Origin of the sequence: Psychrobacter sp. UBA6739 (genome assembly GCF_002453835.1) — a bacterium.
Taxonomy (GTDB): Bacteria; Pseudomonadota; Gammaproteobacteria; order Pseudomonadales; family Moraxellaceae; genus Psychrobacter; species Psychrobacter immobilis_A.
Map to the genome: position 1 here is coordinate 1 of NZ_DKHR01000001.1, position 20,458 is coordinate 20,458.

The following is a 20,458-nucleotide window of genomic DNA, read 5'->3' on the forward strand; positions in this document are numbered from 1 at the left end:
CGTGCTGCACGATATCAATCAAGCTGCGCAGTTTGCTGATACCGTGGTCACCATGAAAGAGGGTCAGGTGATGGCTGTTGGTCAACCTGCAGAGGTCATCACCCAAACAACCATGAAGGATCTGTATAACGTCGATGTTACCGTGCTCAGTCATCAAGGTCGCCCAGTGATTGTCGATGCGGTTTAAGTACAGAGCTTTGCAAACAATAAAAGGAATTGTTGATGCATAAAATCCTATTGAATCATCGATGGATAAATTACAAAAACTTATCCCTATTAATTTTAATCATTAGCTTTTGTCTATGCATTTATTACGCTGTGAATAAAAAGATAGCAGATACCCTGTTTTGGTTAGGCATGACTTTGTATGTTCTAAGGTTGGTGGTTATTCCGATGGATTTTACTCAAAATATTGCTGCAGTAGATTATACAAAAAACTTTGACGAAAACAACAGATGGCATAGATGGGTAATGTTGGGTGAAAAATTTGCTTTTTTGATATTTACCGTTGGGATAGCCTACAGTATATTTTTGCAATTAAAGCTTTAGTTAGCGACCTTAATAAATACTATCAAAGATAGCTGTACTCTGTAATATTGACGTGATCACCTTGACCTCTGAAGGTTGCATCATCATTATTATGGATATGGTTTAAGTACAGCATATCTTATAGTTGCTCTTTAATGGCTGGTTTCGCGTAATCGCTTCAAGGAGTTGTCTTTAACCGTCAATTTTTGCCTTTGCTTTAACCGACTTTGACGCCCTTTGACCCATAAATACACACCTGTGCCAGATAAGACCGCCACGGCTAACCCCGTCAATGCTAAAAATATTTGATACAACAAATGAACTACGCCATGGCTGATATGTCCCATGTGTAGCGTTGCCATCCATTGATCAGCTTGATTACCAAATGAGCTTTGATACCCAAAATTAATACGCTCGACATTGCCTGTTGCGGCGTCAACCGTGATAGATGACGCACCGCCTTTTTTACCGATATCTTTATTGGTTTTAAAGCGCATTTGCCATTGATTGTCCTCTTCTACCCAACGCACTCCCAATAGCTGCTGGACGTCGACGCCATTTTTTTGTGCGGCTATCTCTGCCTGCCTGCTTAAATAAGCAATACTATTAGCCTTGTCTACCTTATTAGTACTGTTCATATTAGTGCCAATAGTAGTCGCCTCATCACTACTAGATTCAGTGTTTATCGCAGGCTTATTTTGTTTCTTTCCTTTGCCTTCATCTCTACCTTCAAGTCCTACCAGCGCTTGCATTACAGGCTGATATACCAATTTTAAATTAAAACCAACACTCGACCACGCAATGACAAATAACATGAGCCAGAGCCATAAGCCAAACGCATGATGCAAATCATAATTAAGCTTAAAAGTATTGGTTTTTCGGCGGATTTTCCAAGCAGGTAGCCAGCGTTTAAAAAATGAAGCGCGGGGTTTGCCAGATGGTTTTCTCAATGCGGTTTGTTGAGATTTATTGGCACTAACTGCTCTTGGAAAGGTTAAATAAAAGCCGATGAAACAATTAATCGTCCAAATTAAAGACACGATACCCAGTATTAATTTGCCGATATCACCTAGCAATAAATCTCGGTGCAACCAAAATACCTTGTACATCGTATTGCGCCATGCCCACACCTCTTTATCACGTGTACCGATGATTTCACTAGTAAAGGGATTGACATATACCTCTTGAAATGGCGCTTTGGGCTGATTTTTGGCGCTTTCACCTCGGACTCTATCTACCGAAAAAACCGCTGATTTGTTAGGCTCTACTGACGTTGGCATACTAGAAAATTGATACTGTGGATAGGCACTGATAACAGCATCATGAAGTATGGCGATCGGTAGTGGCGGCTTGTGTTGCGCTTCAATATTTGCCAGCTTGTGATTAAACACATCATCTAGCTCATCATGAAACGCCAATAGCGTGCCCGTGATACCAGCAATGATCAAAAAAGCTGCCATCGCAAGCCCAGTATAACGATGAATCCATAAACAGCTCTGACGCAACGTAGGGGGAAATGAAGTCATTAGTATTGGTTTTTTATTCATCGTTTCTTTATTCATTGGTTATTTTGATTGGTATTTAAAAAAAGTTGTAATTGCTATCACATGCTTCATCATTTACTGACCATAAAAAAGCCAGCTATCTTATACAGACAGCTGGCCCTTTCATCTATCATCAAGTGACAATAAGATTAGAACTGATACGTCAATGACGCTTTAATATTACGACCTTTCTCAAAGTCAGTAGCAACATCATCAATCGGATTTAGACGAGATGAGTGGCTCGCATAAGCTTCATCGAAAAGATTGTAAACGCCAAGCGTGGCTTTTAATCCATCAACTTGTTTTGGCGAATAGTTCATAAAGATATCATGAACATTATAGCTTGGTTTTTCAATCTCATTTTCAGACGTATTCGGCATCACTGAAGCGACATACGTACTGCGCCAGCCGATATCTGTGGTCTCTGTTGGGGCATAAGCCAGATTGACCATATATTTATCGCCTGATTCTGAACTGCTTCCGGTCACTGATGGAATGCTGTAACCCGTTTTTTCACCTTCGCTGCGTGCGCGTGAATAGCTCAAACCCATACTAAAGTTATTCATTTTATAGTCGGCAGCGAGCTCAACCCCTTTAATTTTAAAATCTTCATCTTTATTGATGACACCTTGGCATTCACCACCTGATTGTCCAGTGACACAGTCTAAGCCAACGCGAGTTCCGCCGGAACGAACAAATTCGATGTAGTTTTCGATATCGGTTTCAAAGTACTTACCGCTTAGTTGTAGTGCATCACCAGCTACCGTTAGATCGCGTAACGTTGTAACGATACCCACTTCAGCGTTAGACCCTTCTTCTGCTTTTAAGTCATTATTAACGTACGTTTTATCACCATTTGAATTAAAAATGGTTTGGCTTAAATCAGGACCATTAAATAACTGCGTGTAGCTGGCAAATACTTGCGTCAATGGTGCAATCTCATAGCTTGCGGCAAGTGCACCAACGACATTATCATAGGTTTTGCCACCAGAGATAAACTCAGGAGATTTGTAGCGGTCATAACGCACACCAGGTGTTAAAGTGAGCTTACCATTTTTCCATTGGTCTTCTAGATATACTGATGTATTGGTTGCCTCGTCTGACCCCGCTTTGACGAAGTCGCGCTCCATCTCCGATTCTTTTTTGTAGTGCTCAATCCCAGAGATAAGCTTGTGTGTGCCAACATTCGTAGCAATGTCACTGGTGTTTTGGATTTTTGCGCCTGTGGTTTGAACTTGCGCGTTAAAATCAAAACCTGGATCATTGATATAATCAGAATCGCGCAAAATGCGGGTTTTGGTTTGATACACGTTGGTATCTACATCAATCAGTGGGTTGCTAGGATTAAAGCTATAATCAATACCATAAGTATCGCGCTTCACCTGTTGCGGAATTGGAGGCTCAGAGCGGCTAGGGAAGTCTGGACGGAATGGGAAAATACCCTTCTTTTCAGTTTGGCTGAAATTTGCGCCAATATGATGGTCATCCGCAATATAAGCACCCGCCTTTAATAAGATGCTTTCAGTTTTACTGTCTTCAAACAGCTCACGACCGTTACCATCTTCGCCAGAATCGCTATCGCGCTTGCCATAGTAAGCCAGTAAGTCAACATTGTCCGTTGGTGCGGCATATACAGTCGTTGACATTAGTAGCTCGTCATTATTACTGGCATAGCCTGCGTGAACTTTCGCTCCTATTCTTTGACCCGGTTTCAGCAAATCCACTGCATCGACCGTCTTAAAAGCCACCGCCCCGCCAATGGCATCATTTCCTAGCGTCACTGAGTTATTACCGACTGAGACATCTGCTTGCTTAAGCAAGTCAGGGTCAATAGTAATGTCACCCATATGATAAAAAAGTTTGCCTTCTTGACGCGCCCCATCGATAGTGACTTTTAGGTTGCTGTCTTCAAGACCACGAATACGAATACGCTGATTGACCGCAGAGGTACCACCTACCGTAACTCCAGGAACGACATTCAAAAAATCGCTTAAATGGCTGGCTTGCTGCGCTGGCGTATAGTCTTCTATGTAAACAGAATCGGTTTGCACTTTATCACGTACTGAGCTATTGGCTGTCACCGTAATGGTCTGCAACGTGGTGCTTGGCATGTCTTCTGCAGGTGCTGCACTGACTGCTTGTGACCATAATACCGCTGCCACGCCCATGGACAATACCGTCATTTGACTAGATAGTCTTGATAACTTTACTTCACGCATAACACACTCACCTTATTGACTATCACAAATTAGAATTTTTAAAAGCTATTTACTGTTGAGCACAGCTTGTGGCAGTTGCACCGCTTATTGTTGAAAACCATTTTTTAGACGATTGGAGTCTTGACAAAGCCAAAACCTTTCATACGAATAACAATGTTAATGATAATTGTTAGCATTTAAATAATGAGAGGCATAATAACGAAGTATTAACAATTTGGCAATAATTAATGCGAGAAATTTAATATTAAAAAATAGCGCTAAATCTGGCTGACTTATTCCGTTTTGTTGCTTACTGTTTTTAGACGAGTAGAAATGGCCAGCAAACCAAATCCGCTGCGCTATGTTCGTCTAATAGACTGTTATTATTTAAGAAATAAAGCCATCAACATGAAAAAAAACGTTGCAATAGCCAACCCTTTCACTATACCCTTAGATAGTTGACCAATTAGTCAGGTTTAAACCTACGACTATTAGTCATATTGATAAATAATAGCTAGCTGCTGATATTTATTAGCACAAGGATAAGTGCGACTCTTTGTGAGACAACTAAGCAATATGAAGATAAACGGTATGTCGATATCCATCTCTAAACTCATCACACTGCTTAGCTCTCTCCACAGAGCTTGGACTAAAAGTCACTTTAGGAGGAAGCCAAGATGAGCGAACACATTCAAGGGAACCCCGATTTACTATACGGATTGCATGACCGCCCTACCCCTACAAAAGCCTTTTTGGGCGCAGTACAACACGTACTTGCCAGCTTTGTCGGTATCATCACCCCCTCATTAATCATAGGCGGCGTCTTGGGTTTGGGGGAACATATCCCTTATCTCATCAGCATGTCATTGATGGTATCAGGGGTCGCTACCTTTATTCAGACGCATAAAGTTGGACCGGTAGGTTCCGGTCTTATGGCGTTACAAGGAACCAGTTTTGGCTTCTTGGCCGCGGTATTGGCAGCAGGTTTTGTGGTAAAAAACAAAGGCGGGAGTCCGGAGGAGATTCTCTCTGTTATCTTTGGCGTCTCCTTTCTTGGTGCCTTCGTTGAGATTTTCTTAAGTCAATTCATCACCAGACTCAAATCCTTGATGAGCCCTATCGTGACGGGTTGTGTGATTGTAACTATCGGTCTGTCATTAACCAAGGTTGGTCTGACGGATTTGGCAGGCGGCGTGGGCGCTGAAGATTTCGGGAGTATACAGAATCTGCTGCTCGGTGGCGGAGTCTTGGTCAGTGTGGTATTGATTAGTATTGTTAATAATAAAGTCATTCGCTCCAGTGCTATTTTTATAGGGTTGATGCTTGGTCTGATCGCAGCCATTCTTATGGGACGCATTGATTTCTCTTTGGTCTCTGATGCCCCTATCTTTACGCTACCTGTGCCATTCAAGTTTGGCTTTGGGTTTGATTGGCAGGCTTTTATTCCTATCGCCTTTATGTATGTCATTACCAGTATTGAAACCTCTGGTGATTTGACGGCGACTTCGATGATATCGGGCGAACCCATTAAAGGACCTCTATACGAGAAACGCATCAAAGGTGGCGTATTAGGTGATGGTGTCAACTCATTAATTGCGGCGGTGTTTAACACGTTCCCTGTGACGACTTTTAGCCAAAACAACGGCGTGATTCAGATGACTGGTATTGCCAGTCGCTATGTGGGCTTCTATGTTGGGGCTATCTTGTTCACTATGGGGCTATTTCCTATTTTGGGTGCTATCTTTACCCAATTGCCAAAACCAGTCGTTGGCGGTGTGACGTTATTGATGTTTGCAACGGTAGCGACCGCTGGTATTCGCATCCTATCAACCGTCAACTTTACCCATCGCAATATCTTAATCATTGCCACTTCGCTAGGTCTGTCCATGGGCGTGGCTTTTGTTCCTGATGTATTTGCACAGGCGCCGCAGCTTTTCCGTAATATCTTTGGGTCGGCGGTTACTATGTCAGGTATTGTAGCCATTACTCTCGATATGATTTTGCCCAAAAACTACGGTGTCGAATTTGATACAGTAGAACAGCATCTGGATGACGGTCTCAAGCCTCTTAGACAAAAGGCTTCTTAAACGTACGTTAGAATAGTCAAATTCTTTACCAATCAGCATTGCTGTTCTGGTTCTGGACATTGACTCTTTTAGCGCTCATTAATACGAAAGCATTTAAAGTGCTTTCGTATTAATGGCATGTTATAGACGTAAAATAATAATACATAAGCATTACTCAAGACCACAGCCACGCAAAATAAACGGCACTAAAAAGTCTGCCGCCCGCGCTTCATCCTGCTGATCGTACTCACTCTTTTCCATCAAACCGACAATTTCTGTCTCAAATTCTGCATATCGCTGCGTCGTTGCCCAAATCAAAATCAATAGCTGTAAAGGGTCAGCGATGCCAATCTTACCTTGCTCATGCCAAGTTTTCATCACTTGTGCCTTGTCTAGCGCCCACTCCTTCATGGTCGCCGACATAAATTCATGCAGATGAGGAGCACCGCCGATGACTTCCAGCGCAAACAATTTATGGCGATTGGGATGAGCAAACGCTTGATGCAATTTGGTACGGACAAACTTTTCGATGACCGTTTTAGGGTCACTATCGACACTCATAGCGACCAAGCCATCGTTCCACTCTTGAATAATAGAATGCAGCACGGCTTGGTACAGATTTTTTTTATTCTTAAAGTAGTAATGCACGTTGGCTTTTGGCAGCTCGGCTCTATCGGCAATCCCTTGCATCGTCGCACCGCGGAAACCTTGCAGCACGAACTCCTCTTCTGCCGCCGCCAAAATGACGGTTTGGTTGTGGGCGCGGATATCTTGCTGGTTGCGCTGTACAGGCGCGTCAGACGCGGCTTGTGGTTCTATATTGTTATGTTGAGCCATGATTAATGTTACCTGTCATTATTGTGATGAATAAAGAGCCATATCCCAGCCAATAACTGGATTCATATGCTAATTTTTATGAAATATCCCCAGTCTAAATAAAATATTTGCATAAAGTAGTTGACCAAATGGTCAGGTTTAAGCAGAATAGCTCATAGTAAACCAATTATTAATCGATAAATACTACTTTAGCATGAGATGTTATCGAGAGATGCTACTCCACTGCTTTTGTCAGAAAAGAAAAGGATGTCATAGTGAAATTATCTTTACAGCAGTTTAATGAGCTCTCAACAGCTGAGGCAACTTCACATCTATTGACCTGCTGTACCAGCACCCATTGGGCGCAGGCTTTAGAAAAAAAACGTCCTTTTGCTGATATATCTACATTACTTGCTCATAGTGATGATGCTTGGGCACAAGCACAGACAGCAGAAGCCCAGTTACTAGAGGCTTTTGATGGTCATCCACAAATCGGCAATGTCGACTCGTTAAAAGAAAAATATCGCAACACTCAAGACAGTGCTGCCCATGAGCAGTCGGGTGCCAATGATGCCAATGACGAGGTAATTGAAGCTTTGGCTCAAGGCAATCAAGACTACCTTGATAAATTTGGCTTTATCTTTATCGTATTTGCTACCGGTAAGAGCGCACAGCAAATGCTCGATTTATTGTTAGCACGCTTGCCCAATGATCGCGCTACTGAACTGGTCAATGCGGCGGCTGAGCAAAATAAAATCACCCGCTTACGTTTACAGAAACTGCTGAGTGACGCTTAAAGCATTCAGCCGCATCTGACTCATTTATATAAAAGGAATTATTATGTCAGGTACTCTCTCATCGCATATTTTAGATACCCATTTGGGCAAACCAGCCGCTGGTATTGCCGTGACGCTAGATCGCGTAAGCGCAACTGGCGAGGCATCTCTATTAGCCAATGGCGTCACCAACGCGGATGGACGCGTGGCACCAGATAGCTGGTCGTTTGACCCAACGATTGATATTGCCGAATATCACTTAGATGTTGGTCGTTATACCTTAACCTTTGATACGCAGTCTTATTTCGATGAACAAAATCTCACGGCTTTTTATCCACAAGTTGTCATCGATTTTATGATAAGTGATAACGGTCACTATCATGTACCGCTACTGCTTAGCGCACATGGCTACAGCACGTATCGCGGCTCTTAGTTATATAGTTATATAGCATCACTATATAAAAACACATCATAAAAGAACGTCGCCATAGCAAAACGCGTCGAAAGATTGAAAAAAGCTGAACAAAAGAAAATTGTAAAAAGGACATTTGCAACATGGGCGCTTATTATCTCGATTGGTTTAACTTATTTTTTCGCTGGTTCCACGTCATCGCTGGCGTGGCATGGATTGGTGCGTCTTTTTACTTTGTTTGGCTAGATCTTAGTTTGCGTAAACCACCACAGTGGAAGGCTGACAAAGGCATTTCAGGCGACCTATGGGCGGTACATGGTGGCGGCTTTTATGAAATTGCCAAATATAAGCTTGAGCCCGAAGAGATGCCAAAGACCCTGCACTGGTTTAAATGGGAAGCTTATACCACTTGGCTGACGGGTATGGCGATGCTCTCTATCGTCTACTATGCCAATGCGACTGCCTACTTGATTGATCCCAGCAAAGTCGATTTTGGTAGTAGTATCGGTGCCATCTCGACCAGTTTGTTATTTTTATTCGGCAGCTATTTCATTTATGAAGTGATTGTCCGCAGCCATTTAGGCAAAAACTCGTTCATTTTTAGCACCATTATTTTTATCCTATTAATCATCGCCTGCTGGGGTTCTTATCAGCTATTTAGTGACCGTGCTTCGTTCATTCATATCGGTGCTATCTTAGGTACGGTAATGGCAGGTAACGTCTTCTTCGGCATCATGCCTGCTCAACGAGCGCTGGTAGAATGCGTGAGGCGTGGCGAAAAACCAGGCAAAGAAGTGGCGGACTTGGCATTACAAGCAAAAAACCGCTCGCTGATGAACAACTATTTTACCTTACCGCTGATCTTTACCATGATTAGCAATCATTATCCGATGATGTACTCTCATGCTCACGGCTGGTTGGTATTGGTATTTGTGGGTATCATCACGGCTATTGTACGTCACTATTTTAACCAAAAGCATTTAGACAATCATAAGCCGCGTTATTTGGTCATCCCTGCTGTCTTAACTGTATTGTTAATTATTTGGATGCGCCCAGAACCAATTGAGCCATTACCTGTTGTCACTGCTGCAGCCGCTGCTGAAACGGCGACACCAAATAGTGTGCCACCAACAACTACTGATAGCGCAGCCGACGGTTCTACTATAAGCACTGATGCCGCCTCAAATGAAAATATCACTGCCGACGTCGTGCCAGTAACTGCCTCTGCTGATGATGCCATTATGGATGTCGTGCACACGCGCTGTAGCACGTGCCATGCCGCTCAGCCTACTCAGCAAGGATTTGCCGCGCCGCCAGCTGGTATCATCTTGCAAACACCGACCGACATGAAAACTCATAAAGCAAAAATCGTCACTGCCGTACAAACGGGCTATATGCCACTGGGTAATCTCACAAAATTGACTGATGAAGAACGTCAGCAAATGGTGGCTTATGCATCAGGGTTATAAATAAAGGCCGTAGATAAATATTATATAGATCCAAAGTTACGCCTTATTTTGCTTTAATTGACTTAAGTTGCTTTAAAATATTTAGGATATATTGACAATGACCAAAAAAATAATCAGCGATTTCAATCAAGACGCCTACCCTCGCGACTTAAAAGGCTATGCTGATAAGCCGCCAAAAGCCAACTGGCCAGGCGGCGCTAAAATCGCTGTACAGTTCGTCCTCAATATCGAAGAAGGCGCAGAAAATAGCGTGATTCATGGTGACGGTCAATCAGAGCGGTTTTTATCGGATGTCTTGGGTACGCCAGAGTTTAACAATCGTCATCAATCGATTGAGTCGGCATTTGAGTATGGTAGCCGTGTGGGTGTTTGGCGAGTATTGGATACTTTTAAAGAATACGGTTTGCCTATTACGACCTTCACTTGCGCTGCTGCTGCCGAAAAAACGCCGCATATTATCGAGCGAGTATTAGAAGATGGGCACGAAATCGCCAGTCACGGTCTGCGCTGGATTACTTATCAAAATATGTACCGCGAGACCGAGCGCGAGCATGTGCGCTGTGCCACTGAAATATTCGAGCGCATGATCGGCGGTCAGCCGCTCGGTTGGTACACGGGACGAGATAGCCCGAATACTCGTGAGCTGGTCGCTGAACAAGGTGGCTATATTTATGACTCAGACTCTTACGCGGATGAATTTCCTTACTGGCTCAATGTCAAAGTAGAAGACGGTAATAAAATCGCTCGTAAGCCGCATTTGGTCATTCCCTATACCTTAGAGACCAATGACATGCGTTTTGCCTCAAGCCCAGGCTTTACCAACGCCGAGCCTTTTTATCAATATTTAAAAGACAGCTTCGATACCTTATACGAAGAAGGCGCGCACACACCCAAGATGCTGACCATCGGTTTGCACTGCCGCATCATTGGTCGCGCCGGTCGCATCATCGCCCTCAAAAAGTTTTTGCAATATATCACCAGCAAGCCCGATGTGTGGGTATGCCGCCGTGATGACATTGCCAAACACTGGTATAAAAACCATCCAGCCACTGCCGATAACACTGCAAACTGGATGTAACCATACGTTTAGACACAAATTTATTGCGGCACAACACCACTAAGGAACATCAACAATGTCAACAAAGAGTACTTATTACGCACCCACTGGCGGCTTGCCTCCACAAACACAACTGCTATCTGATCGCGCTATCTTCACCGAAGCTTATGCCATTATTCCCAAACGTGTACTGACCGACATTGTTATTAGCTATCTGCCGTTTTGGACAGGTATGCGCATGTGGGTGCTTGCACGCCCACTTTCAGGTTTCTCTGAGACTTTTTCACAGTATATCGTCGAAGTTGAGCCTAATGGCGGCTCAGAAAAGCCTGAGCTAGATGCAAACGCTGAAGGGGTTATATTCATCGTTGAAGGTGAAATGGACATGACTATCGAAGGCGTGTCGCATCATCTTGAAGCGGGCGGTTATGCATTCTTACCACCCGGCTGCAAATGGACGATAAAAAACAATAGCGACAAGCACGTTAAATTCCATTGGATTCGTAAAGCTTATCAACACTGTGAAGGTATTGAAGTGCCTGAAGCCTTTGTAACCAGCGATCATGATGTTGCAGCGATTGAGATGCCGGGTACTGATGGCGTATGGGCAACCACCAGATTTACCGAGCAGTCTGATATGCGTCACGACATGCATGTGAATATCGTGACTTTCCAACCAGGTGGCGTGATTCCATTTGATGAAACGCATGTGATGGAACATGGTTTGTATGTCCTAGAAGGTAAAGCGGTCTATCACTTAAATGGTGAATGGGTAGAAGTTGAGGCGGGTGACTTTATGTGGTTACGCGCATTCTGTCCACAATCTTGTTACGCCGGCGGACCCGGTCCATTTAGATACTTACTATACAAAGACGTGAATCGTCATATGCCGTTTATTCGCCCAGCACGATAAGCCCTGCGCAATAACAAGAATAATCAGAACAACAAAGCATTCAGAACGATGAGCAATATAGCGGCATAATCGTTCATTCGAATATGTCATTTATTCCCAGATGTTGATTTAATTCGCGTACGGGCTTATGGCAAAGTGGCTCATAGCAATTATAAACAGTGATCACCAAAAGTAAGGCAAAGTCATGAGTACTCTTATGAAGACTACGATCGTTGCAAGACCTTTAACCAAAGCTGAGTTTGCGCCCTACGGCACCGTAATCGAACCCTATGACAAGGCAGCACAGACGCCTGAAAATAGCTACCATATCAATAAAGGCTATGCCTGCCGCCATCACGCCATCGCTGAAGCCAAACTTGACGGCGGCGATGTCGGCATGAGTATCTTCCGCGCCAAAAAGCGTGAATTTCCTATTGCCTTATCGGTCATGGAATATCATCCGTTTGGCACGCAAGCGTTTTTTTCGATGAATGGTCAGGATTATATCGTCATCGTTGCGCCTGCTGGTGCGCCGCCACAGTCTGCGGATGATTTGACCGTGTTTTATGTCCAATCTCATCAAGGTGTGCAATACGATGCCAATGTCTGGCATCATCCGTTACTTGCCCTCGGTTGTGACTCTGATTTTTTGGTGATAGATCGTATCAATGGCGAAGGCAAAAACTGTTATGAGCTGGATATAGAGGATTGGCAGGTGCAAATTGAACTTGCCAGTGAGCACTCTTCCGTTTAATTAGGGTCTGTAAACGAGCTGTTAACTATTTATAAACATAAAGCCAGTTAATAAAGATTAGCTGGCTTTATTGTGAATGTAGGATCCATCCTATATAAATAATCATTTTCCAAAACACAGTGCCCATTTAACAGCAGTAGCAAAACATCTACATAGGCTACTTGCCTTTTATGTACTATCGTACTAGAATGCTGAAACGAAGTAAGCTTCCCTTTTCTTTTCCATTAAGATGAATGTTATGAGCACAGACCCTTATCACAGCTTATTAAGCCATTTAGCCAGTTGTCATGACAGCACCGCTATAGACCTGCTATTCAGTGCGCTATTGACGGAAAAAGAGCAGCAGGAAATCGCCAATCGTATCCGCATTTTTGACTTGCTTGAGCGCGGTGTCACCCAGCGCGAGATATCTGAGCAGCTAGGTGTCGGTATTGCTACCGTCTCGCGCGGCGCCAAAGCCATGCAAGTTCATGATGTGAGTGCCTTACTAATGACTCATAGAAATGACTCATAGAAAAAATTCATACATAAAAGACACAGCTGAAAAGCCCGCCTAATTAATTAGAAACTAGAATTTTAATTTGTCTTACTTTTTATTTGATCAATCATTGAACCAATTTGGATATTGTTATGACCTCTCCTAATTCAAAACCTGAGCAACCTGCTGCTATTGACATTCCTAGTAAACCACAGCGCATTAAACTCACTCAGGATATTGATTTCTTTGCGTTGTTCAAACGTATTGAGCGCGCTTTTGATACTTGTTATTTGCTCGAATCATTGGGCGAAGATGGACATATGGCGCGTCATCATGCGATTGGTTTTGATCCAGTGATGACCATTGCTGCCATCGATCGTACAACCCTCGCGATTACTGATAATAAAACCGCTGAAACCACTCATTATCAAACGGATAATCCTTACGAGCTACTGCGCAAAATTACGCCGCAGCACGTCATTGCTCGCGACCAAAGCGGTGGTCTTGTCGGTTATTTGGGTTACGACAGTGTCAATTTCTTTGAACCCAGTCTCAATGCTAAAGCGAGCGATGACTTTGAACCGTTTAAATTTGGCGTATATTTGGATGGTCTAACGCTCGATAAGATGACCGGTGAGATTTTCTATTTTTACTATCCAACTGCGCAGCAAGAAAATCGCATCGAGCAAATCAAAGCGCTACTTGATGCGCCCACTCCAAGCTACGAGCCGCCTACGGTTGAGTTTTTGGGTGATGGTATGAGTCAAAAAGAGCACGCTAAAGCCGTCATGCAAGTCAAAGAAGACATCATCTCAGGGCGTATCTTTCAGTGTGAGGTAGGTTTTAAATCCAAATACCGTATTGCCGGCGATAAAATGCCCATTTATGAAAAATTGCGGTCGGTCAATCCGTCGCCGCACATGTATTTTATGAAATTTGCTCAGCAGTGCATCATTGGTGCCTCACCAGAGCTGCTGTTTCGCTTGCGTCAAGGTGAGATGGAAACCTATCCACTGGCAGGCACCGCCAAGCGCGGTGTCGATGTCATCGAAGACCGACAGCTTGCCCGTGCATTGCTCAACGATGCCAAAGAAATTGCTGAGCACAATATGCTAGTCGATTTGCACCGCAATGATATCGGCCGTGTGGCACAATTTGGTACGGTAAAAGTACGTAGCCTCATGGATATCAAACGCTTCTCTCATGTGCAACATATCTCTTCTGAGATCGTCGGAATCTTGCATCCTAATGAAGATATGTTTAGCGCCCTTGCCAGTAATTTCCCTGCTGGAACACTGTCAGGTGCACCAAAAGTTGAAGCGATTAAAGTCATCAATGAGCTAGAACCAGATGGTCGCGGTGCTTATGGTGGTGCGCTTGGATCGTTTAATTTTAACGGTGATTGTATTTTTGCCATTCCTATTCGCAGCCTATTCATCAACGGCGAATCCGCTTATGCGCAGACCTGTGGCGGCAATGTCTATGACTCCAATCCTGCTGATGAATATCTAGAAATTCAGCGTAAATTGTCTGCCATGAAAGTGGTATTAGATAGTTTTATGAACCCGTAAATTGCTTATATTTTGCCAAAGAGTTGATAACCCATGAATGTTTTAATTATAGATAACTACGACTCGTTTACCTTTAATCTTTACCAATATATCGGTGAGATTTTGCAGACGATGGACGGCGATAAAGCCGCGAACGTCATTGTTAAACGTAATAATGAGATAACGTTAGCAGATGTACAAGCCATGAATCTTGATCGCATTATCATTTCACCGGGCCCTGGCGCTCCTGACGACCCTGCCTACTTCGGTATTTGTGCCGAAGTGATTGAAGTCATGGGTAAGACGACGCCTCTATTGGGTGTCTGCTTAGGTATGCAAGGGATTGCGCATGTGTTCGGCGGCGATGTGGTACGGGCGAGCGTGCCAATGCATGGCAAGGTATCCTCCATTCGCCATGATGGCGCGGGTGTCTATCAAGGCTTGCCACAAGAGATTGAAATTATGCGCTACCACTCCTTGATGGTAAAAGCAGACACCTTACCAGATTGCTTGGCTGTCACAGCTGTCGTTGCTAATGACGCTCATGCTGAGTTCAGCCTAACCGAATCTGCGCTAGCAGGTGAGGAGATTATGGGACTACAGCATAAAGACTATCCCATTCAAGGTGTGCAGTTTCACCCAGAGTCATTTGCGACGGAAGGTGCCAAACGCTTGCTGACGAATTTTTTACTACAGTTGTAAGTCATGCTACTTAAGTTTGGGGGATATGACACCAAAGGGTGATAAGCTAAAGACAAGCGTACCTCTAACTCGAATAAATTGAATTTTATGTCTAACTGACTTGTGTTCGAACTTAATTAACGCTTTAATGATAGACTAAAAAAAATAAACAAAAGGCAGCCCTTACTCGGGTTGTCTTTTTCTTATTCCAGTATTGTATGATGCCATTAGCTAAAAGGCTTGGACTGTTTGAGGTTTTGAGTTTGGGCATGAGTTTTGATATCACATAAAAATAGAGAGCGATATGGCAAATACCGATGGCGTAATGTCAGCACGGCAGTCATGGATAGGCACCATTCAAATTATCACGGCCGCTGTCTGCTGGGGTACCTTGGGGATATTTTCAACCTACCTCAATCAAATCGGCTTTAGTGGCTGGCAGATTACGATCTTACGTATCGTGACCGCGGCTTTTCTTATTCTTGTCATGCTACCAAAATTATGGCCGCATCTTATCAAGCTTCGTCGAAAGCAGTGGCTCGGACTGGCATTGCAGTCTTTGATTGGCGTACTTGGTATGTCGGTATGCTACTTTTTTGCTGTGATCTATGTCGGTGCTGGGCCTGCGGTTGCCTTGCTTTATACTGCGCCTGTATTTAGCTTATTGTTTTCGGTATTCTTGCTTGATGAATCTATCACTCGCCAGTCGGCATTACTGGCGCTCATGGCGGTATTTGGTGTTGGATTGACGATGCTTGGTGAGCAAGCGCAAGTCAACTGGGGCATCCTATTAGGACTGCTAGCAGGCGTCTGTTATTCCTTATACGGGGTACTGGGCAAGCGCGCGATGCACGATGCTCACCCTGCGCCTTTGGTGTTTTTTACCTCTATTATCATCAGTGCTGGTGTACTGCTATTATTACCTGAAACCTATCAAACCTATGGGCGGTTATTGAGCTTACCTTTACATACTTGGGGCTATGCCTTGGGGTTGTCTTTGATTGGAACCGTCGTGCCCTTTGCCCTTTATATGAAAGCATTAGAGAAATTACCTGCCACTCGTGCATCAGTATTTACGATTTTTGAGCCATTGACTGCCATTGCCCTTGCCATACTATTATTGCATCAATCCTTATCTTGGATTCAATATGTGGGCGTGGTATTAATCTTACTGGCAGCTTTATTTAATGCCATATTAAACGGCACTGCCACTCGCGTACCACGTTGGCTAAAAAGGCGGCAAAGAATTTAGTCTGTACTTTTTAAGACCTTTGAATAGCCTTGGCACCATTGCTATTAAACGAAAGAAAGCCCCAACTATATCAATATAGTCGGGGCTTTATTGTGTTTGACACTTTGCTTTAGAGGTAAGTATTTATGCCATAGACAGTTGCTAAACAACTTGGACTGCCTTGATAATATTACTGTTCAATACGCTGCAAAAAGGCCTGCGTACGTGGATGAGTAGACACTTCGAACATCTGCTTAGCGCTACCTTCTTCGACCACATGACCATCCTCAATTAACACCACATGATCTGCCACATCACGAGCAAATTTAATCTCATGAGTCACAACGACCATCGTCCAGCCTTCAGATGCCAGTTGCTTCATCGTGCCCAGTACATCTTGTACCAATTCAGGATCAAGCGCAGACGTTGGCTCATCAAATAATAATAGTGACGGCTCGATAGCCAGTGCACGAGCAATGCCGATACGCTGCTGCTGACCACCAGATAGCTGAAACGGATACAGATCTGCCTTATCCGATAAGCCTACTTTATCAAGTAATGCCAGTGCCTGTTCGCGGGCTTGCGCCTTAGTTTGCCCTTGCACTACCGTCGGCCCAAGCATTAAATTCTCAATCGCGGTCTTATGTGGAAACAAGTTATACGATTGAAACACCATGCCTGATTTACGCTGCAGCGCCAGCAATGTTTTTTTCTTAGGCTTAGTGGCAAAATCTACCGTCAAGCTGCCGTCGTCAAAGGCAATAACGCCCTGATCTGGAATTTCTAGCGCATTTAAGCAGCGTAAAAAAGTGGTTTTACCAGACCCTGATGGCCCTAATATCACCACGACTTTGCCTTTTTCGATGGTCAAGTCGATGCCTTTAAGCACTTGATTGCCACCAAAAGCTTTGTGAATATTAGTGACTTGAATCATAAAGCTTCCTGTTGTACTGATATCTGTTTGCTAATAGCACACGCTTATCAACGCGGTATTACCATCCTATACTGCCCCCATTATCAAGGGTTTATTTCGCCACATAGCGATCGAGTCTGGTTTCAAGCTTACCTTGAATAAAGGTTAAGAACAGACAAATACCCCAATAAATAATCGCCGCTTCGGTGTAGACCAACATAAATTCATAGTTACGTGCCGTGATGATTTGCGCCTGTTTAAATAACTCAGTCACCAATACCAATGACGCCAAAGACGTGTCTTTTACTAGGCTAATAAAGGTATTGGATAACGGGGGTACTGACACCCGAAGTGCTTGCGGCAAAATAACATGACGAAAGGTCTGTAGATACGTCAAGCCTACCGTCGAGCCTGCTTCCCACTGTCCTTTAGGAATGGACAAAATAGAGGCACGCACCGTTTCTGACGCATAAGCGCCAATATTGAGTGAAAAGGCAATAATCGCTGAGGGAAAAGGATCAAGCTTTACCCCGATACTTGGCAAACCGTAGAAAATAATGAATAGCTGAACCAGCATCGGTGTCCCGCGAATGGCGGACACATAAATACGCGCAAGTCTGTATATGATTTCATGGAACCAGCCAGCACGCGGTACGATACGAATCAGCGCTACTGTCAGCGCAATAGCCATACCAATCGCAAATGAGATCAACGCCAGCGGTATCGAATAATAAATACCGCCTTTAAGCATTGGCCAAAATGAATTGATGACAATTTGTGCCCGCGCAGGATCCATAAATGGTAGTAGTGCCAGTAACTCAGCTAGCATTGACGTGATAGACGCTAGCATTATTTTTGTTGACTTATATCAGCACCAAAGAACTCTTCGCTAAGCTTGGTCAGCGTCCCATCGGCTGCTAATGCGGCCATTGCTTCATTCAATTTTGCCACGACTTCATCATCCCCTTTGATGAGTACTAGACCTGAACCAGTCTGCTCACTCGCAGGCGCTGTCAGCTTGATCTCAAGTGCTGCATCTGGGAATTTTTTGAGATAATCCAATACTGCTAGATTATCATTCATCGTGAAGTCAGCACGGTCTTGCTTAACCAGTTGAATCGCTTGCGCCATACCATCGACAGGGACGATTTCTGCGCCGTAGCGTTCTGCAAGCTCACCATAGTTGCTGCTCAGTGATTGCGCAGTACGCAGACCTTTTAAACCTTCCCACGAGCTATAACGATTGTCATCAGTCGGTGCTAGTACAACCGCGCCTGACCAGCTATATGGCATGGCTTTGTCATACTTAGCCAAACGCTCAGGCGTGGTCAAGCTTACTTGATTGGCCACCATATCGAAGCGTTTTGAGTCAAGACCTGCCAGCATAGCATCCCACTGGGTCTCTTTAAATTCAACGTCTACGCCTAGTTTATCCGCAACCGCACGTGTCACTTCGACATCATAGCCAGTTAGCTTGCCACTCTCATCATGATAAGTGAATGGCGGATAAGTACCCTCTGTACCGACGTTGATGGTGCCACCATTATTGATACGTTGCAGCAAATCAGAGCCACCCGTCGCGGCACTGTCTGTCGCATTGGTTTCTGCTTCATTGGTAGTAGACTGACCACAAGCGGCAAGTAGCATAGTACTGGCGGCAAGTGCTAAAAGAGTACGACGTTTCATAAGACGTCCTTATAAGAGTGAATGAATAATGCAAAAAGGTATCGTGCCAATAAAACCATAGCAACAAATAAGGATAAGACCAGCACAGGCAAATACTATAATAAAGTATTTGCGCCGCATTATTTAGCTTTGGCTGCTCGATTTGAGGATGCTCAGCATATTTTTCAATACTGTTTCTATATTATCTTTGAATTTTTGGACATTTTTTAGGCAGATCTTAATCTTATTATTGCCAATTAAATAGCCATTTATTCATATACTAGCGCACTTCAGAAAGAATAAACGTACAAAAACAGTGAGCATGCGTAAGACTATTATAGTTCACCGGAGAATTGATAACGATCGCCTGCATGCCACATCTTCACAAAGGTCAATACTCGACCTGCTGAATACGTCTGACGACGCAATACCAATGTCGGCGATTGCGGTGCGATTTGCAGTAGCGCAGCAATCTCATCTGGTGCCGCTAGTGCACGAATGGTATAGCTGCCGCGCTCTAGTGGACTTTTGGCAATGAGATAATCACTGGTATTGACCACACTAAAATCCTGCTCAATAAATTCTGGCACCTTTTGCGCATCCACCCAGCGCTCTTCGAACTGTATGGGCTGACCATCCGCAAAGTGAATGATTTTTACCTCGTATAAAACAGCAACGTCGCTACTACTATCTGCGCCAGTACTGTCATCCATTACGGTTGTATCAGCGTTTGTACTAGCGCTTGTATTAGAAGACACAGCTACTTTATTAATATCAAATTTACGCCGCAATTCATCATCCAACATCGCAGCCGTAAGTATGCGTTTACTCACCACTTGCGCCTGATAATCGCGGTTGGCAGATTTTAAATCCTGCGCAATATTGCGCACTTCTACAAAAGTGTGATTGAACTGCTGCTGGGCGACAAACGTCCCCGATCCTTGCCGGCGCTCTAGCACTCGCTCTTCGCTCAACTCTTTGAGCGCGCGATTGACCGTCATACGCGATACGCCAAACTCTTTTGCCAACGCCATTTCTGTAGAAATTGCATTGCCCGCCTGCCATTTACCCGAGTGAATATTGTCTAATATGGCATTTTTAATCCGCTGATATGCCGGAATCGTCTTTGTCATGTCCGTGTTTAACCGTTAGTTTTACCAATAATAGTAGTGCCATAATATCACGAGATAACGTCATGAACCTTGGCAAAACACTGTGACATTTATCTATCTACCAAAACCCTCGCAAAAATAATTGAGTCATTTATAAAAAATTGCTTGCATGAAAAAAGTATCTTTGATAATTTGTATATACAACTTTACGACAGTGCTAAAAAATCTGCGTCATCTAATCGATATTTCGCTGAATTTATAGACTGACTGTAAAGCACTTACTTTAATTGCCCAATCGCCTCAAAAGATTTCATAA

Annotated in this window: 19 protein-coding genes and 1 pseudogene; 13 read left to right on the plus strand and 7 right to left on the minus strand. The window is 43.8% G+C overall.

Going from position 1 to position 20,458, the window contains the following annotated elements; all coding sequences use genetic code 11:
• Positions 1-187 (plus strand): annotated as a pseudogene (locus B2575_RS00005) (iron ABC transporter ATP-binding protein); the annotation flags it as partial.
• A gap of 35 nt (positions 188-222) precedes the next feature.
• On the plus strand, positions 223-549 hold the full coding sequence (locus tag B2575_RS00010; protein ID WP_238035580.1) for a hypothetical protein: 327 nt from the start codon (positions 223-225) through the stop codon (positions 547-549).
• Positions 550-680: 131 nt separating this feature from the next.
• Here B2575_RS00010 and B2575_RS00015 read toward each other — a convergent pair whose 3' ends face one another.
• Entirely contained in the window at positions 681-2,054 is a 1,374-nt protein-coding gene (locus B2575_RS00015; protein WP_296239557.1) for a PepSY-associated TM helix domain-containing protein, read from the minus strand.
• A gap of 167 nt (positions 2,055-2,221) precedes the next feature.
• Positions 2,222-4,291: a TonB-dependent receptor domain-containing protein gene (locus B2575_RS00020; protein WP_296239559.1), complete on the minus strand. Its 2,070-nt coding sequence runs from the start codon at positions 4,289-4,291 to the stop codon at positions 2,222-2,224.
• A 656-nt stretch (positions 4,292-4,947) separates the two neighbouring features.
• On the opposite strand from B2575_RS00020, the gene B2575_RS00025 reads away from it, so the two are divergent.
• Positions 4,948-6,357: a uracil-xanthine permease family protein gene (locus B2575_RS00025; protein WP_055124608.1), complete on the plus strand. Its 1,410-nt coding sequence runs from the start codon at positions 4,948-4,950 to the stop codon at positions 6,355-6,357.
• 150 nt (positions 6,358-6,507) lie between these two features.
• On the opposite strand, the gene B2575_RS00030 is transcribed toward B2575_RS00025, so the two are convergent.
• Positions 6,508-7,173 carry a TetR/AcrR family transcriptional regulator gene (locus B2575_RS00030; protein WP_238048607.1) on the minus strand — a complete coding sequence of 222 codons (666 nt, stop codon included), beginning with the start codon at positions 7,171-7,173 and terminating at the stop codon, positions 6,508-6,510.
• 254 nt (positions 7,174-7,427) lie between these two features.
• On the opposite strand from B2575_RS00030, the gene uraD reads away from it, so the two are divergent.
• From uraD to B2575_RS00080, 10 genes are all read left to right on the plus strand, one after another.
• The gene (gene uraD, locus B2575_RS00035; protein ID WP_296239565.1) at positions 7,428-7,949 is read left to right on the plus strand and encodes a 2-oxo-4-hydroxy-4-carboxy-5-ureidoimidazoline decarboxylase; all 522 of its coding nucleotides are present in this window, start codon (positions 7,428-7,430) and stop codon (positions 7,947-7,949) included.
• A 43-nt stretch (positions 7,950-7,992) separates the two neighbouring features.
• The gene (gene uraH / locus B2575_RS00040; RefSeq protein ID WP_060491680.1) at positions 7,993-8,361 is read left to right on the plus strand and encodes a hydroxyisourate hydrolase; all 369 of its coding nucleotides are present in this window, start codon (positions 7,993-7,995) and stop codon (positions 8,359-8,361) included.
• A gap of 122 nt (positions 8,362-8,483) precedes the next feature.
• Positions 8,484-9,809: a urate hydroxylase PuuD gene (locus B2575_RS00045; protein WP_296239570.1), complete on the plus strand. Its 1,326-nt coding sequence runs from the start codon at positions 8,484-8,486 to the stop codon at positions 9,807-9,809.
• 97 nt (positions 9,810-9,906) lie between these two features.
• A complete protein-coding gene (gene puuE, locus B2575_RS00050) occupies positions 9,907-10,887 on the plus strand; it encodes an allantoinase PuuE (protein WP_296239571.1) in 981 nt (326 codons plus the stop codon).
• Positions 10,888-10,942: 55 nt separating this feature from the next.
• Complete coding sequence (locus B2575_RS00055) at positions 10,943-11,779, plus strand: bifunctional allantoicase/(S)-ureidoglycine aminohydrolase (RefSeq protein WP_250163011.1); 837 nt, start codon at positions 10,943-10,945, stop codon at positions 11,777-11,779.
• A gap of 184 nt (positions 11,780-11,963) precedes the next feature.
• A complete protein-coding gene (locus B2575_RS00060) occupies positions 11,964-12,512 on the plus strand; it encodes an ureidoglycolate lyase (protein WP_228244397.1) in 549 nt (182 codons plus the stop codon).
• A gap of 238 nt (positions 12,513-12,750) precedes the next feature.
• Positions 12,751-13,026 carry a Trp family transcriptional regulator gene (locus B2575_RS00065; RefSeq protein ID WP_296239580.1) on the plus strand — a complete coding sequence of 92 codons (276 nt, stop codon included), beginning with the start codon at positions 12,751-12,753 and terminating at the stop codon, positions 13,024-13,026.
• A gap of 116 nt (positions 13,027-13,142) precedes the next feature.
• Complete coding sequence (locus B2575_RS00070) at positions 13,143-14,561, plus strand: anthranilate synthase component I family protein (protein WP_296239582.1); 1,419 nt, start codon at positions 13,143-13,145, stop codon at positions 14,559-14,561.
• 33 nt (positions 14,562-14,594) lie between these two features.
• Entirely contained in the window at positions 14,595-15,242 is a 648-nt protein-coding gene (locus B2575_RS00075) for an anthranilate synthase component II (RefSeq protein ID WP_296239584.1), read from the plus strand.
• Between the two features lie 283 nt (positions 15,243-15,525).
• Positions 15,526-16,473, plus strand: a complete 948-nt coding sequence (locus B2575_RS00080; RefSeq protein ID WP_296239585.1) for a DMT family transporter — start codon at positions 15,526-15,528, stop codon at positions 16,471-16,473.
• Between the two features lie 169 nt (positions 16,474-16,642).
• On the opposite strand, the gene B2575_RS00085 is transcribed toward B2575_RS00080, so the two are convergent.
• The 4 genes from B2575_RS00085 to B2575_RS00100 form a co-directional block, all read right to left on the minus strand.
• The gene (locus tag B2575_RS00085) at positions 16,643-17,386 is read right to left on the minus strand and encodes an amino acid ABC transporter ATP-binding protein (RefSeq protein WP_045453231.1); all 744 of its coding nucleotides are present in this window, start codon (positions 17,384-17,386) and stop codon (positions 16,643-16,645) included.
• 91 nt (positions 17,387-17,477) lie between these two features.
• Positions 17,478-18,161 carry an amino acid ABC transporter permease gene (locus B2575_RS00090; RefSeq protein WP_201502793.1) on the minus strand — a complete coding sequence of 228 codons (684 nt, stop codon included), beginning with the start codon at positions 18,159-18,161 and terminating at the stop codon, positions 17,478-17,480.
• A gap of 53 nt (positions 18,162-18,214) precedes the next feature.
• Positions 18,215-19,051: an amino acid ABC transporter substrate-binding protein gene (locus tag B2575_RS00095; protein WP_193011739.1), complete on the minus strand. Its 837-nt coding sequence runs from the start codon at positions 19,049-19,051 to the stop codon at positions 18,215-18,217.
• Positions 19,052-19,365: 314 nt separating this feature from the next.
• Positions 19,366-20,163: a UTRA domain-containing protein gene (locus B2575_RS00100; RefSeq protein ID WP_250163016.1), complete on the minus strand. Its 798-nt coding sequence runs from the start codon at positions 20,161-20,163 to the stop codon at positions 19,366-19,368.
• Positions 20,164-20,458 lie beyond the last annotated feature (295 nt).

Excerpts from the sequence above, each read along its gene's own strand:
- B2575_RS00060 (WP_228244397.1), top strand. The coding sequence starts at position 11,964 with ATGAGTACTCTTATGAAGACTACGATCGTTGCAAGACCTTTAACCAAA.
- puuE (WP_296239571.1), top strand. The coding sequence starts at position 9,907 with ATGACCAAAAAAATAATCAGCGATTTCAATCAAGACGCCTACCCTCGC.
- B2575_RS00020 (WP_296239559.1), bottom strand. The coding sequence starts at position 4,291 with ATGCGTGAAGTAAAGTTATCAAGACTATCTAGTCAAATGACGGTATTG.
- B2575_RS00075 (WP_296239584.1), top strand. The coding sequence starts at position 14,595 with ATGAATGTTTTAATTATAGATAACTACGACTCGTTTACCTTTAATCTT.
- B2575_RS00100 (WP_250163016.1), bottom strand. The coding sequence starts at position 20,163 with ATGACAAAGACGATTCCGGCATATCAGCGGATTAAAAATGCCATATTA.
- B2575_RS00095 (WP_193011739.1), bottom strand. The coding sequence starts at position 19,051 with ATGAAACGTCGTACTCTTTTAGCACTTGCCGCCAGTACTATGCTACTT.
- B2575_RS00085 (WP_045453231.1), bottom strand. The coding sequence starts at position 17,386 with ATGATTCAAGTCACTAATATTCACAAAGCTTTTGGTGGCAATCAAGTG.
- B2575_RS00070 (WP_296239582.1), top strand. The coding sequence starts at position 13,143 with ATGACCTCTCCTAATTCAAAACCTGAGCAACCTGCTGCTATTGACATT.
- B2575_RS00010 (WP_238035580.1), top strand. The coding sequence starts at position 223 with ATGCATAAAATCCTATTGAATCATCGATGGATAAATTACAAAAACTTA.
- B2575_RS00065 (WP_296239580.1), top strand. The coding sequence starts at position 12,751 with ATGAGCACAGACCCTTATCACAGCTTATTAAGCCATTTAGCCAGTTGT.
- B2575_RS00080 (WP_296239585.1), top strand. The coding sequence starts at position 15,526 with ATGGCAAATACCGATGGCGTAATGTCAGCACGGCAGTCATGGATAGGC.
- B2575_RS00025 (WP_055124608.1), top strand. The coding sequence starts at position 4,948 with ATGAGCGAACACATTCAAGGGAACCCCGATTTACTATACGGATTGCAT.
- B2575_RS00030 (WP_238048607.1), bottom strand. The coding sequence starts at position 7,173 with ATGGCTCAACATAACAATATAGAACCACAAGCCGCGTCTGACGCGCCT.
- B2575_RS00045 (WP_296239570.1), top strand. The coding sequence starts at position 8,484 with ATGGGCGCTTATTATCTCGATTGGTTTAACTTATTTTTTCGCTGGTTC.
- B2575_RS00015 (WP_296239557.1), bottom strand. The coding sequence starts at position 2,054 with ATGACTTCATTTCCCCCTACGTTGCGTCAGAGCTGTTTATGGATTCAT.
- uraH (WP_060491680.1), top strand. The coding sequence starts at position 7,993 with ATGTCAGGTACTCTCTCATCGCATATTTTAGATACCCATTTGGGCAAA.
- B2575_RS00055 (WP_250163011.1), top strand. The coding sequence starts at position 10,943 with ATGTCAACAAAGAGTACTTATTACGCACCCACTGGCGGCTTGCCTCCA.
- B2575_RS00090 (WP_201502793.1), bottom strand. The coding sequence starts at position 18,161 with ATGGATCCTGCGCGGGCACAAATTGTCATCAATTCATTTTGGCCAATG.